We start from the raw sequence: 13,366 nt of genomic DNA, 5'->3' as shown, positions 1-13,366 counted from the left end.
AATCCGGGCGCGTGTTTGCTCCAGATCATGCCTCAAGATGTCAGCTAACTGACTTGGCCGACTGGTCCGATTTTCGGGTGACGCGTCAGCGCCCCCATAACACGACCGGAAAGCTTATGCACATTTTTATATTGCAGTGCAGCAGAGCGCGGTGGCGGTCAGATCGTCTGGCCGGTGGCATCCCAGTCGGCGAGGAAGCTGGCCAGGCCCTTGTCGGTCAACATGTGCCGGGCGAGGGATTTGAGGACGTTCGGCGGAATGGTCGCGACATCCGCACCCGCCAGGGCGCAGGCCTCGACATGGGCGGCCGAGCGGATTGAAGCCGCGAGAATTTCCGTCTCGAAGCCATAAATATCGTAGATCGCGCGGATCTTGTGGATCAGCTCCATGCCGTCGACACCGAGATCGTCGAGCCGGCCGATAAAGGGCGAGATGAAACTCGCGCCGGCCTTGGCGGCCAGCAGGGCCTGATTGGCCGAGAAGCAGAGCGTGACATTGGTCGCTATGCCTTCATCACTCAGGGCGCGGCAGGCTTTCAGCCCGTCCCAGGTCAGTGGCAGTTTGACGGTAACATTGCCGGCAATCCCGGCGAGACGCCGGCCCTCGCGGAGCATGCCCTCGACATCCATGGCCACCACTTCAGCGGACACCGGTCCGGGAATGATGTCGCAAATCTCGGCGATGACTTCCATGAAATCCCGGCCGGACTGTTTGATCAGCGACGGGTTTGTCGTGATGCCGTCGACAAGACCGGTCGTCGCCAATTCGCGGATTTCAGCAGTTTCGGCAGTATCGATAAAGAATTTCATGGCGGCATCACCCTGGAACGTCACTGTCTCGCGCAAAATGGCGAGGCGGTCAGCCTAGCCGACCGCCTTCAGCCGACAAGCCTGGAGACCAGCGCTTCCGGTGATGTCACTGAAACCTCACACGACCTCATTCGGCCGGCGTTGGCGGCTTCACCTTATGGATGCCCAGCATGTCGAAGGCGGCCTTTTCATAGAAGGGCTCGCCGGTGCCGCTGCGGATCTTGCCGATGAAATAGCTTTCGAAGGCCTCCTTGGCCATGTGGACCCATTTGCCCTCCGCGGCCCAGTTGACATTGCGCGGCGGAATTTGCGGCATGGCCACGAAGGCGACGCCGCCATCGCCGAAATCGGCGATGCAGACGGCATTCCAGGTCGCCTCATTGACGGGCTCTTCGCCTTTCATCACGGCGCGCATATTGCGGGCCGCTGCCACGACCATGGATTCGATCATGAAGCCGGTTTTCGGTACGCCGACAGGGACCGCGTAATTGCCAACGGGCGGAATCGCGATGCAGACGCCGATGCCGTAGATATTGGGGAAGGTCGGGTTGCGCTGGGTCTTGTCGACGATGACGAAGCCGCGCGGATTGACCAGGCCCTCAATGCCGCGAAGCGCGGGAATGCCGCGGAAGGGTGGCAGCATCATCGAGTATTTGAAGGGCAATTCATGGGTCTTGGCGACGGTCCCGTCCTCGGCGACCTGCTCGACATGCATCAGCCCGTCCTCGACCTTGGTGACGCGGGCGCTGGTGATCCATTTGATATGCCGGTTGCGCAGCTCGCTCTCGAGCAGGCCCTTGGTATCGCCGACACCGTCCAGCCCGAGATGGCCGATATAGGGTTCGGAGGTCACGAAGGTCATCGGCACCTTGTCGCGAATCTTGCGGCGGCGCAGATCGGTTTCCATGATCATGGCGGATTCATAGGCCGGTCCGAAGCAGGACGCGCCCTGGACGGCGCCGACCACGATCGGGCCCGGATCAGCGACGAAGTCATCCCAGACCTGTTTCGAGGCCGCGGCATGATCGACATGACAGACCGATTGCGTGAAGCCGCCATGGGGACCCAGCCCCTCGATCTCGTCGAAGGCGAGCTCGGGACCGGTACAGATTGCCAGATAATCGTAGGTGACGGTCTCGCCATTGGCCAGGTCGATCGCGTTGTCCTGTGGTCGCAAACCGGTTGCGGCGGAATGGATAAAGGCGATCTTCTTCTTGCTCAACATCGGCTCAAGCTCGACCTTGATCTGGTCGGGCTTGCGCCAGTCAACGGCGACCCAGGGATTGGAGGGCGTGAAGTGAAAGGTCGCGCTGTCGCTGATGACGGTGACGGTATCGGACTTGCCGGCGTGTTTGCGGGCCTCGAGGGCCATCGGTACGCCGCCCAGTCCAGCTCCCAGTACAACAATGTGTGCCATGTCACGCTCCTTCAGGGTTGAGAGGGTCGCTGATCAGCCTTGCAGGCTGTCGGCGGCGATGCAGAAATCTTCCTTGAGATGTTTCAGAATGCCGTGGCAGCGCTCATCCGCGATCGAATAGTGAACCTGCAGGCCGGCCTTGCGGCCGGAGACCAGGCCCTCACTGCGCATCTTGGCGAGGTGTTGCGACATCGCCGACTGTGACAGTCCCGCCATTTCGCACAATTCCGATACCGTCGCCTCACCCATTGCGAGGCGACAAAGAATGAGGAGTCGTTTCTCGTTGGCGAGTTGTTTGAGGAAGGCCGCAGCGTCGCCGGCCTGATGCTGGAGGTCGGCAAAATGAACATCGGTTGCGGAGGCTGTCGGGCTTGCGGTCATCGGTTTTCCAAACATTAGTTGACACTAAAATATCTTTCACTACATTAGTTGTCAATTATGTTTTCTTCACCCCAGGGAGATGCCCCGATGAGCCTGCGTGAGCTGGATCCGAAAACCACCATTGAAGCGGTGCAGTCGAAACAAGCCATACTGATTGATGTCCGCGAGCCGCGCGAATACGCCTCCGAGCGCATTCATGGTGCCCTGCTTTTCCCGCTTTCGACCTTCGATCCCGCCGCCCTGCCCCTCGACAAGACCCGTGAGGTGATCTTCCATTGCGGTTCCGGCAAGCGTTCCGCCGATGCAGTGGCGCGCTGTGAGGCGGCTGGCATCCCGATCTCCACGCATGTGCGTGGTGGGCTCATGGCCTGGAAGCAGGCGGGTCTTTCGACGATTGCCATTGATCCGGCCACCGGCGCCATGTTCGATCCACAAGCCTGATGAGGCCTCCCATGCGACTGTCCGCAATCCTCTTTCCCCTGGCCCTGCTGGCCGCGCCCGCCATGGCCCAGACCGGCGGGACCTACACGGTCACCGAACAGAATATCGTTGACCGCAAGGCGGTCTTTGCCACCGTCGAGAGTATCGATGTGGTCAGCGCCCGGGCGCGGATCGGCGGTACGATCGGCGAATTGAGGGTTGATGAGGGCCACGCCGTCGCGGCCGGCGATATTCTCGCCGTCGTCGTCGATGACCGGATCGCGCCGCAGATTGGCGCCGCCAATGGCGATGTCGCAGCTCTGGAATCACAACTCGCCCAGGCGCGGATCGATCTGACCCGGGCCCAGGACTTGTTTGATCGCGGTATCTTCCCGCAGGCGCGGCTCGACGCTGCGCGCACCACTGCAGAGGTGCTGGAAGGTCAGCTCGCCGCCGCACGCCAGAGCCGCAATGTCCTGGTGCAGCAATCGCGGCAGGGCGATGTGCTGGCGCCGGCCTCGGGCCGTGTCTTGCAGGTGCCCGTGACCTCCGGCAGCGTTGTTCTGCCGGGCGAAGCCGTGGCGATGATCGCCTCGGACCTCTATCTTTTGCGCCTGCGCTTGCCGGAGCGGCATGCCCGCAGCATTCGTGAAGGCGATGCAGTGATGGTCGACAGCTCCGACCTGACCGGCGATGTCTCCCCGTCGGGCTATATCCGGCAAGTCTATCCGCAGGTTGAAGATGGCCGCGTGATCGCCGATGCGGTGGTCGAGGGCCTTGGCAGCTATTTCGTTGGCGAGCGCGTGCGGGTCTATGTCGCCGTCGATGAGCGCGCCGCCATCCTGGTGCCTGCCGACTATCTGGCGAACCGCTACGGTGTCGACTATGCCCGGCTACAACATCAGGACGGAAGCCATTCCGATATTGTCGTCCAGCGGGGCCTGGATACGGCAGACGGCGTGGAGATCCTCGGTGGTCTCGCCGCCGGTGACCTGCTGGTGCAGCCATGAAGCTGGGAATTTCCGGACACCTCACCAAGGCCTTCATCCGCTCGCCGCTGACGCCGCTTATCCTGCTGGCCTCGCTGGCCGTCGGTCTGCTGGCCCTGATGGTCATCCCGCGCGAGGAAGAGCCGCAGATTTCCGTGCCCATGGTCGATGTCATGGTCCAGACCGATGGCCTGCGCGCCGCCGATGGTGTCGAACTGGTCACCGAACCGCTCGAGGCGATCATCCGGTCGATCGATGCGGTCGAGCATGTCTACTCCCAGACCAGTGATGACCAGGTGATGGTGACGGCACGCTTTGATGTCGGCACTGATCCCGATGCGGCCATCCTGCGTGTGCATGAGCGCATCCGCGCCAATATGGACCGTATCCCGCATGGCATTCCGGAACCGCTTGTTGTTGGCCGCGGGATTGATGATGTCGCGATTGTATCGCTGACGCTCTCGCCCCGGGCTGATCACGCCGGGCATTGGGATGACAACGCGCTCTACAATATCGTCGAGGAATTGCGCGCTGCCCTGCTCTCGGTCGAGGATGTCGGCCTGACCTATATCGTCGGCGGCCGCGCCGACCAGATCCGCATCGAGCCCGATCCGGAGCGCCTGTCGCAATACGGCATTACGCTGCAACAGCTGGCCGCCCGTATCGCCGAAGCCAATCGGTCTTTCCCGGTTGGCGATCTGACCGCCACCGACCAGACATGGTCGGTCACTGCCGGCCAGACCCTGCAGGGCATTCCCGATATCGGTCTGCTGCTGGTGACCTCGCGCGATGGCCGCCCGGTCTATGTCCGCGATGTCGCCACTGTCGTGATCGGGTCGATGCCGACCGATGCCCGCGCCTGGATGCTCAATCGTGAGGAGGGCGAGCGCGAATGGAACCGCCTGCCCGCCGTCACCCTGGCGATTGCCAAGCGTGAGGGTGCCAATGCGGTGGTAGTTTCAGAGCATATCATCGAGCGCATTGAATCGCTTGAAGGCACGCTGATCCCGCACGGGCTCGACGTCACCATCACCCGCAATTACGGCGAGACCGCGAACGAGAAAGCCAATGAGCTCTTGTTCCACCTCGCGCTGGCGACCGTCTCCATCGTTCTGCTCGTCACCTTCGTGATCGGCTGGCGCGAGGGCGTCGTGGTGTTTGTCGTCATCCCGACGACCATTCTGCTCACCCTGTTTGCCTCCAATCTGATGGGTTACACCATCAATCGCGTCTCTCTGTTCGCGCTGATCTTCTCGATCGGCATTCTCGTCGACGACGCCATTGTCGTGATCGAGAATATTGCCCGTCACTGGGCGATGCGCGACGGGCGAACCCGTGTCCAGGCGGCCATCGAGGCCGTCGCCGAAGTCGGCAATCCGACCATTGTCGCCACCCTGACCGTGGTCGCGGCGCTTCTGCCCATGCTCTTCGTTTCCGGCCTGATGGGACCCTATATGGCGCCCATTCCGGTCAATGCCTCGGCCGCGATGATCTTCTCCTTCTTCGTCGCGATGGTGCTCACGCCCTGGCTGATGAAAGTCATCGCCGGCGGCAAGCCAGACAAGCCGGGCGATGAAGCTGCTCACGCGCATGAGAGCGAAGGCCCGCTCGGCCGGCTCTATCGCCGCGTCGCGACGCCGGTCATCGCCACGCGCGGCCGTGCCTGGACGCTTCTGCTCGTGATCGGGGTCTTTACCCTGGGATCGATGTCGCTCTTCTTCACCCGCACGGTGACCGTCAAGCTCCTGCCCTTCGACAACAAGTCTGAATTCCAGGTCGTGATTGATCTGCCCGAAGGCGCGACCCTGGAGCGGACCGAGCGCGTATTGAGCGAGGCCGCCGACCGTCTGGCAGCCCTGCCGGAAGCGACCTCGATCCAGCTCTATAGTGGCACCGCGGCTCCGTTCAATTTCAACGGTCTGGTCCGCCACTACTATCTCCGCAACCGTCCCGAGCTGGGCGATCTCCAGGTCAATCTGGCGCCGAAAACCGAGCGTGACCGCTCCTCGCACGAGATTGCGCTGGAGGCGCGGCAATTGCTTGACGGTCTCGACATGCCCGAGGGCACGGTCGTGCGCGTCGCCGAAATCCCGCCCGGGCCGCCCGTGATGGCAACCCTGCTGGCCGAGATTTACGGTCCCGATGCCGAGACCCGGCGCGCGGTCGCCACCGAAGTGCGCGCTGCATTCGCCTCGGTCCCCTATATCGTCGATATCGATGACAGTTTCGGCACGCCGCGGCCGCGTCTGCGCATTGCCATCGACCAGGACAGTCTGGAATTTTTCGAGGTCCAGCAAAGCGATGTCTATGACACCATCCAGGCCCTGATCGGCGGCATGCCGGTGGGTTATTCGCATCGCGGCGAGGGCCGTAATCCGATTGATATCTCGGTTGCCCTGCCACGCGGTGCGCGCAGCTGGAATGAACGTCTGGCTTCAACGCCGGTACCGGCCAATGCCCTGCCGGGTGCGCGCGGCGTCGTCGAGCTCGGCGATGTCGTCTCGGTCACCGAAGAGCCCGGCTCCTACCCGATCTATCGCCGCGATGGCCGCTATGCCGAAATGGTTATGGGCGAGTTGGCCGGGGCCTATGAGGCGCCGATCTATGGCATGGGCGCAGTTGCCGAAGCTCTCGACGACCGGCCCTGGACGGAAGCGGTGCCGCAGCCGGTGATCCGTCTGCATGGCCAGCCGGCCAATGATGATGCGCCGACCCTGCTGTGGGATGGTGAGTGGGAAATCACCTATGTCACCTTCCGCGACATGGGTGCGGCCTTCATGGTCGCGCTGCTCGGCGTCTATGTGCTGGTTGTGGCCCAGTTCGGCTCCTTCCGGGTGCCGCTGATCGTCCTCACGCCGGTGCCGCTCACCTTTATCGGCATCATGTTTGGCCATTGGGTGTTTGGCGCCGCCTTCACCGCGACCTCGATGATCGGCTTCATCGCCCTGGCCGGCATCATTGTGCGAAATTCCATCCTGCTGGTCGACTTCATCCGCCACGGCGCGGAGGCCGGCGAGCCCTTGCGCGAAACCTTGCTGCGAGCCGGTGCCATTCGCTTCAAGCCGATCATGCTGACCGCCATCGCGGCGATGATCGGGGCGGTCGTGATCCTGGGCGATCCGATCTTCCAGGGATTGGCGATCTCGCTTCTGTTCGGCCTGGCGTCCTCGACCCTTCTGACGGTCCTGGTGATCCCCGCCATCTATGTGATTTTCAAGGATCCCGACGAACCCTACATCCCCCAATCCGGTGTCCAGCCTGATGCGGAGCCGGTCATAGAAGGAAATATGCCATGACCATCAATAGTGCCGTCCGGCTGCTTGCGGGCAGCATGGTCCTGATCTCCATTGCCCTGTCGCTTCTGGTACACCCCTACTGGATCGCGCTGGCCATCTTCGTCGGCTTCAATCTGGTCCAGTCCAGCTTCACCGGCTTCTGCCCGCCGAGCATCATCTTTCGCAAGTTCGGCCTGAAGGGCTAAATCTGATCGCAAACGGCGCGGCGCGCGGCAAAAGGCGGCGTTCGCCTGATTTCCCGCTTGCCCGCCCGTGTCGTGATAAGGTCTGATTGGTGCTGCCCGCCAACGCCTTGCAGAAAGCCTCCCGATCATGACCCAGCCCGCCAATGCGCCGCAAGATATCGTCATCATCGGCGCCGGCCATGCAGGCGGCTCCGTCGCGGCGCAATTGCGCCAGGGCGGATTTGCCGGCGCGATCACGCTGATCGGCGAGGAAGCGGTCGTACCCTATCAGCGTCCGCCCCTGTCCAAGGCCTGGCTGGCGGGCACCAGCAGCCTTGATCATGTCATCCTGCGGCCGCACGACTGGTATCGTGAAAATGATGTCGATCTGCGGCTTGGCACCCGTGTTGCCCGGATTGATCGCACGGCCCGGCAGGTGATCCTCGGCGATGGCGAGGCCATCGGCTATGATGCGCTGGTGATTGCGACGGGTGCGCGGCCGCGCGTGCTCGGTCTGCCCGGCGAGGACCTCGCCGGCGTCCTCAGCCTGCGCAGCCTGGTCGATGCCGAAGCGCTGAAGACGGCGATGATGCCCGGAAAGACTATCGTGTTGATCGGCGCGGGCTATATCGGTCTGGAAGTCGCGGCGTCGGCCCGCAAGGCGGGGCTCAAGGCCATTATTGTCGAACGCGAGGCGCGCAGCGCCGCCCGTGTCGCCAGCGCGACCATGTCGGAATTTCTTGAGCGCTATCACCGCGATCACCAGGTCGAGTTCATCTTCAATGCCGCCGCTAAGGGCTTTGCCGGCACAGGGGCCGTGACGGCCGTCGAGCTGGCCGATGGCCGTGTCCTGGACTGCGATCTGGTTCTGGTCGGTGCCGGGGTCGTGCCCAATGATGAGCTGGCGCGTGAGGCCGGGCTCGAATGCGGCAATGGCATTATCGTTGATGCCGAGGCGCGCACCAGCGATCCGGCGATCTTCGCCATTGGCGATGTCTCTTTCCGGCCGCTGGAGCTCTACAACACGCAATTCCGGCTTGAGAGCGTGCCCAATGCGCTGGAACAGGCGCGATGTGTCGCTCATGTCCTGACCTCGACGCCGCCGCATGCGCCGGAAGTGCCCTGGTTCTGGTCGGATCAGTATGATCTGAAAATCCAGCTCGCCGGCCTGCCCATCGACGCGACCAGCCAGCTGGTGCGGGGCGATCCTGCGACCGGGACATTTGCCGTCTTTCATTTGCAGGGCAATCGCGTCCGCGCCGTCGAAGCGGTCAATGCGCCGCCGGAATTCATGTTTGGCCGCAAGCTGATCGCCGCCGGCAGCGCGGTCGATCTGGAGCGCCTGGCCGACATGTCTGTATCGATGAAACAGGTCGTCCTCTGATCCATGCGTATTTGTTGCGCTGCACAATAGGCGTTGACGCCTGGCGTTTTGACCGCGAATTTCTGCCCATTGGCTTGATCAAGCCGACAAGAAGGACCTGGCCATGCCCGCAAGTGAAACGCCCGAGACCCGCAAGACGCCTGCCGAGTTGATCGAAGGGCTGGAGCGCCTGCTCTCGGTCGAGGAACTCGACACCGATCTCTATCGTGGTCTGCGCAATCCCGGAGGTCAGGGCCGGGTGTTTGGCGGTCAGGTGATTGCCCAGGCGCTGATGTCGGCCACCGCGTCTGTCGAGCCTGACCGGATCGTGCACTCGCTCCACGCCTATTTCATGCGGCCTGGGGACGAAAACCTGCCGATCATCTGCCGCGTCGAACGCGATTTCGACGGGCGCAGCTTCTCCACCCGGCGTGTTGTCGCGATGCAGAAGGGCAAGCCTATTCTCAATCTGGCGGCCTCGTTCCAGATCCCCGAAGAGGGGTTCAACCATCAGGCGGAAATGCCCGATATACCGCAGCCGGAAGATCTGCTCAGCGATGCTGAACTCATCCGGCGCGAGAGCGCCGAACTGCCGGAAGCCTTCGTGAAGGCGATGACGCGGCCACGTCCGATCGAGATGCGGGCGGTCAAGCCCTGGTCATTGCTGCGTCCGGAAAAGAGTGAGCCGGTGCGGCAGATCTGGATGCGGGCCGTGGCGCCGATCGCCGGTGATCAGGTGATGCACCGGGCGATCATGACCTATGCCTCTGACATGGCCTTGCTGAGCACCAGCATGCAGCCACACGGGGTCAGCTGGATCAGTCCCGGCATGCAATCGGCCAGTCTGGATCATGCGCTGTGGCTGCATGGTGATGTGCGTGCGGATGAGTGGATGCTCTATGTCACCGACAGCCCCTGGGCTGGCGGCGGCCGCGGCTTCAATCGCGGCCAGATCTTTGCCCGTGATGGCCGTCTGATTGCCAGCACGGCGCAGGAAGGCCTGATCCGGCAGCGCCGGACCTAGTGCCGGCGCTTGGCTTTACCGCGGTTGCGGCCTAGTCGACGGCGAAATCGACGGGGTCTGCCAACAGGCCGTGGGCGACGGTCGAGCCGTACAGGCTGATCGCCGTCGGGTCCGGCAAGGTGGAGATCCAGCCGCGCAGATCATAGGCGGCGTTGAGCGTGCCCATGACCACCTGGCTGGCGATCAACGGGTCAAGGGCGCGGACCGAGCCTTCGGAAATGCCATCAATCATCATGCCCGCGAAGCGGCGGGCCAGCCGGGTCGAGCGCTCCAGCATGTCGGTCCGCCATTCGCTTGGCAGGACTTGCAGGGCCGTCGTGCGCAAGAGTGGAAAATCACTGCACAGCTGGACGTCAAGCAGGGTGGCGATGGCGGAGGCCAGCCGGTCGCGCTGGCTGCCATTGGCGTCGATGGCGGCACGCTGCACCAGTTCGATCCGCTCATGGCTGCGCCGGAAACACTCCAGCACCAGCTCATCCTTGGCTTCCAGATGGTGGTAGAAACTGCCCTTGGTGACATTCAGTTCTGACGCGATCTGTTCGACCGAGGCCCCGCGATAGCCCTTCTCATTGATCAGGCAGGTGGCGGCGCGCGCGAAATTCTCCGGCATGCCCTCCGCTTCGGCTGTCCGGGACGGTGTCTTGACCGGCAGGAGTTGTGGCGTCCATGCGGCCGCGGCCGGCGTGATGCCGTGCTCGAAAATCTCGATCATGCGGCGGCTGAGCCGCGGGTAGTCATCGACCGAATACAAGGCCAGCCAGCCGGGCAGCCAGAACATGTTTTGCACCAGGACATGGGCGCGGATTGTGCGCAAGACCTTGTCACGTGCCGTCAGCGGCGGCGCGAAGAATTCGCGGACCGCGCGCAGCGCCCCGACATAGCGTGCCGTCAGATCGGTGCGAAAAGGTTCGCCCAGGGCGCGGATATCCGAGAGCACAGTATAGGGACGTTCGCGATTGAGCTGGATGCGGGCGTGCAGCTCGAAATGGGCCTGGACATAGCGCGCGACGCGCGCGCGCGGCGTCGGCTGGGCCGCGGCGTCGCGGATCAATTCCTCGAGCCGGTCGATCGAGCGGTCCAGAACGGCCGCCGCCAGCAATTCCTTGCGCTTGAAATAATAGGTCACGCTTGTGGTGTTAAGCCCGACGAGTTCGGCGACATCGACAAAGGTCATCCCCTTGACGCCATGCCGGTTGATCAGCTGCGCCGCGGCATCGAGGATACGGTCCCGCTTCTGCTGAAAGCGCTGTGTGGTGGCGTCTTCGCCCTGATCAGGTCTGGCATCCATATCATCGGCTTAACAGAGTTTCGTGCGAGCGTCACCGAGGGCGGCAGATTGCGTGTCTTGCAGCGCGCCCTGGCTTGGGGTCAAATCGGAATGTCCCGCCGGTATGGCGTTAGACGCCTGAATTGAAACGGAATCGCCAGGAGCAGCCCATGTCTGTGATCACCACTCAACGCCACGGGGATGTGCTCGTCATCATCTCCGATAATCCGCCCGTCAATGCGCTCGGCCAGGCCGTGCGTGCCGGGCTGGCTGCGGGGATCGCCGAGGCGGCGGGCGACGACGCCATCAAGGCTGTCGTCATTCGCTGCGAGGGGCGGACATTCTTCGCGGGCGCGGACATAACCGAATTCGGCAAACCTCCGGTCGGGCCGTCATTGCCTGAGGTGGTCGATGCGATCGAGCAATGCCGCAAACCGGTGGTCGCGGCCATTCACGGCACGGCGCTGGGCGGCGGGCTGGAGGTCGCGCTGGGTTGCCATTACCGCATCGCCATTGGCTCGGCCAAACTGGGCCTGCCGGAAGTGAAACTGGGGCTCCTGCCTGGCGCGGGCGGCACGCAACGCCTGCCGCGCGTGACCGGCGTCGCCGATGCGCTCCACATGATCGTCAGCGGCAATCCGGTGACAGCGAGCCGGGCGCTGGAGATCGGACTGGTCGACCGGATCGCGAGTACCGGCAGCCTGGCCGACGAGGCCATCGCCTTTGCCAGGGAGGTCGCCGGCGCAGCCGGCCATCCGGTCTCCAGCCTGCGCACCGACCGCATTGCCGAAGCCGCCAACCATCCTCAGGTCTTCGATAAATTCATCGCCGAAAACTCACGCAAACTGCAAGGTTTCGATGCACCGAAGGCCTGTATCGAGGCCGTTCGGGCTGCGGTCGAATTGCCGTTTGAGCAAGGTATCAAGCTGGAACGTGAGCTATTCCTGAAACTCGTTTCCGGCACGCAATCCCGGGCAATGCGGCACCTCTTCTTCGCCGAACGCCAGGCCGCCAAGATTGATGGCATCCCCGCTGACACGCCCCTCATCCCGATTACCAGAGTCGGCATTCTCGGCGCCGGCACGATGGGCGGGGGGATTGCCATGAATTTCCTCTCCGCCGGCCTGCCCGTCACCCTGGTCGAGCGTGAACAGGCCGCCCTCGACCGCGGTGTCGCGACGATCCGAAAGAATTACGAACGCACCGCAGCGCGCGGCCGCATGACGATGGAGCAGGTCGAGCAGGCCATGAGCTTGCTGACCCCGACGCTGGATTATGAGGAGCTCGCCGATTGCGATCTGGTGATCGAGGCGGTGTTCGAGCTGATGGAGATCAAGAAGGAGGTCTTCCGGCGCCTCGATGGCCTCGTCAAACCCGGCGCGATCCTGGCCTCCAATACCAGTTATCTCAATATCGACGAGATGGCGGCCGAGACGACGCGGCCCGAGGCCGTGGTCGGGCTGCATTTCTTCTCGCCGGCCAATATCATGCGCCTGCTTGAAGTGGTGCGCGGCGCCAAAACCTCGCCGTCAGTGCTCAAGACGGTGATGGGACTGGCCAAGACAATCGGCAAGATCGCCGTCGTCTCCGGCGTCTGCCCCGGCTTCATCGGCAATCGCATGCTCAGCCCGCGTCAGAGCGAAGCGCAAAAGCTTCTGCTCGAAGGCGCGACCCCGTGGGAGGTCGATGCAGCCCTGACCGAATTCGGCTTCCCGATGGGCCCATTTCAGATGGCCGATCTGGCCGGGCTGGATCTGGGCTGGACCGCAGAAGGCTCGACCAGTTCGACCATTCGCGAAGTCCTGTGCGAGCGTGGCCGGCGCGGTCAGAAGACTGGACAGGGGTTCTACGATTACGACGAGAACCGTCGCGGCTCGCCCTCACCGGAGACCGAGGCGATCATCGCGGATTTTGCCGCCAGGAGCGGCCGGGCGCAGCGCAAGCTATCCGGCGATGAGATCCGTGAACGCCTGCTTTATCCAATGATCAATGAGGGCGCGAAAATCCTCGAGGAGGGCATGGCACAGCGCGCCTCGGACATCGATATCGTCTGGCTCAATGGTTATGGCTGGCCGGCCTCTACCGGTGGTCCGATGTTCTGGGCTGATACGATCGGGCTGAAGGCCGTGCTCGACGGCCTGGCCCGTCACGCCGATGCGCTGGGGCCGGATTTCATTGTCTCGCGCTTGCTGAAAGGCAAGGCCGAGGCCGGTGAAAGCTTCAACTGAATATGGAA

Annotated in this window: 11 protein-coding genes; 7 read left to right on the top strand and 4 right to left on the bottom strand. The window is 63.0% G+C overall.

Features of this window, described 5'->3' with window-relative positions:
* Window positions 1-158: 158 nt before the first annotated feature.
* From fsa to ACN0YJ_RS02800, 3 genes are all read right to left on the bottom strand, one after another.
* Complete coding sequence (gene fsa / locus ACN0YJ_RS02810) at window positions 159-809, bottom strand: fructose-6-phosphate aldolase (protein ID WP_417478629.1); 651 nt, start codon at window positions 807-809, stop codon at window positions 159-161.
* A 127-nt stretch (window positions 810-936) separates the two neighbouring features.
* The gene (locus ACN0YJ_RS02805) at window positions 937-2,226 is read right to left on the bottom strand and encodes an NAD(P)/FAD-dependent oxidoreductase (RefSeq protein WP_417488476.1); all 1,290 of its coding nucleotides are present in this window, start codon (window positions 2,224-2,226) and stop codon (window positions 937-939) included.
* 33 nt (window positions 2,227-2,259) lie between these two features.
* Window positions 2,260-2,607, bottom strand: coding sequence for an ArsR/SmtB family transcription factor (locus ACN0YJ_RS02800; RefSeq protein WP_417478631.1), 348 nt, complete (start codon window positions 2,605-2,607; stop codon window positions 2,260-2,262).
* A gap of 87 nt (window positions 2,608-2,694) precedes the next feature.
* On the opposite strand from ACN0YJ_RS02800, the gene ACN0YJ_RS02795 reads away from it, so the two are divergent.
* The 6 genes from ACN0YJ_RS02795 (at window position 2,695) to ACN0YJ_RS02770 (ending at window position 9,863) form a co-directional block, all read left to right on the top strand.
* Window positions 2,695-3,048 (top strand): rhodanese-like domain-containing protein, encoded by a 354-nt coding sequence (locus ACN0YJ_RS02795; RefSeq protein ID WP_417478632.1) that lies wholly within the window; start codon window positions 2,695-2,697, stop codon window positions 3,046-3,048.
* Between the two features lie 11 nt (window positions 3,049-3,059).
* A complete protein-coding gene (locus ACN0YJ_RS02790; protein WP_417478633.1) occupies window positions 3,060-4,037 on the top strand; it encodes an efflux RND transporter periplasmic adaptor subunit in 978 nt (325 codons plus the stop codon).
* On the top strand, window positions 4,034-7,312 hold the full coding sequence (locus ACN0YJ_RS02785) for an efflux RND transporter permease subunit (protein WP_417495266.1): 3,279 nt from the start codon (window positions 4,034-4,036) through the stop codon (window positions 7,310-7,312). The genes ACN0YJ_RS02790 and ACN0YJ_RS02785 overlap by 4 nt, the downstream gene beginning before the upstream one ends.
* Window positions 7,309-7,497, top strand: a complete 189-nt coding sequence (locus ACN0YJ_RS02780) for a DUF2892 domain-containing protein (protein ID WP_417478635.1) — start codon at window positions 7,309-7,311, stop codon at window positions 7,495-7,497. The genes ACN0YJ_RS02785 and ACN0YJ_RS02780 overlap by 4 nt, the downstream gene beginning before the upstream one ends.
* 127 nt (window positions 7,498-7,624) lie before the next feature.
* Window positions 7,625-8,860: an NAD(P)/FAD-dependent oxidoreductase gene (locus ACN0YJ_RS02775; protein ID WP_417495265.1), complete on the top strand. Its 1,236-nt coding sequence runs from the start codon at window positions 7,625-7,627 to the stop codon at window positions 8,858-8,860.
* Between the two features lie 103 nt (window positions 8,861-8,963).
* The gene (locus ACN0YJ_RS02770) at window positions 8,964-9,863 is read left to right on the top strand and encodes an acyl-CoA thioesterase (protein ID WP_417495264.1); all 900 of its coding nucleotides are present in this window, start codon (window positions 8,964-8,966) and stop codon (window positions 9,861-9,863) included.
* Window positions 9,864-9,894: 31 nt separating this feature from the next.
* Here ACN0YJ_RS02770 and ACN0YJ_RS02765 read toward each other — a convergent pair whose 3' ends face one another.
* Window positions 9,895-11,151 (bottom strand): TetR/AcrR family transcriptional regulator, encoded by a 1,257-nt coding sequence (locus ACN0YJ_RS02765; protein ID WP_417495263.1) that lies wholly within the window; start codon window positions 11,149-11,151, stop codon window positions 9,895-9,897.
* 149 nt (window positions 11,152-11,300) lie between these two features.
* Here ACN0YJ_RS02765 and ACN0YJ_RS02760 point away from each other — a divergent pair, with 149 nt between their 5' ends.
* The gene (locus ACN0YJ_RS02760; protein WP_417495262.1) at window positions 11,301-13,358 is read left to right on the top strand and encodes a 3-hydroxyacyl-CoA dehydrogenase NAD-binding domain-containing protein; all 2,058 of its coding nucleotides are present in this window, start codon (window positions 11,301-11,303) and stop codon (window positions 13,356-13,358) included.
* Window positions 13,359-13,366: the final 8 nt, after the last annotated feature.

It is taken from the genome of Maricaulis sp., assembly GCF_048270095.1.
Taxonomy (GTDB): domain Bacteria; phylum Pseudomonadota; class Alphaproteobacteria; order Caulobacterales; family Maricaulaceae; genus Maricaulis.
Note: the sequence above shows the minus strand (reverse complement) of the source record. Positions and strands in the feature narration are given on the sequence as shown.

Coding starts and splice junctions, on each gene's coding strand:
- ACN0YJ_RS02770 (WP_417495264.1), top strand. CDS start 8,964: ATGCCCGCAAGTGAAACGCCCGAGACCCGCAAGACGCCTGCCGAGTTG.
- ACN0YJ_RS02805 (WP_417488476.1), bottom strand. CDS start 2,226: ATGGCACACATTGTTGTACTGGGAGCTGGACTGGGCGGCGTACCGATG.
- ACN0YJ_RS02765 (WP_417495263.1), bottom strand. CDS start 11,151: ATGGATGCCAGACCTGATCAGGGCGAAGACGCCACCACACAGCGCTTT.
- fsa (WP_417478629.1), bottom strand. CDS start 809: ATGAAATTCTTTATCGATACTGCCGAAACTGCTGAAATCCGCGAATTG.
- ACN0YJ_RS02780 (WP_417478635.1), top strand. CDS start 7,309: ATGACCATCAATAGTGCCGTCCGGCTGCTTGCGGGCAGCATGGTCCTG.
- ACN0YJ_RS02785 (WP_417495266.1), top strand. CDS start 4,034: ATGAAGCTGGGAATTTCCGGACACCTCACCAAGGCCTTCATCCGCTCG.
- ACN0YJ_RS02775 (WP_417495265.1), top strand. CDS start 7,625: ATGACCCAGCCCGCCAATGCGCCGCAAGATATCGTCATCATCGGCGCC.
- ACN0YJ_RS02760 (WP_417495262.1), top strand. CDS start 11,301: ATGTCTGTGATCACCACTCAACGCCACGGGGATGTGCTCGTCATCATC.
- ACN0YJ_RS02795 (WP_417478632.1), top strand. CDS start 2,695: ATGAGCCTGCGTGAGCTGGATCCGAAAACCACCATTGAAGCGGTGCAG.
- ACN0YJ_RS02800 (WP_417478631.1), bottom strand. CDS start 2,607: ATGACCGCAAGCCCGACAGCCTCCGCAACCGATGTTCATTTTGCCGAC.
- ACN0YJ_RS02790 (WP_417478633.1), top strand. CDS start 3,060: ATGCGACTGTCCGCAATCCTCTTTCCCCTGGCCCTGCTGGCCGCGCCC.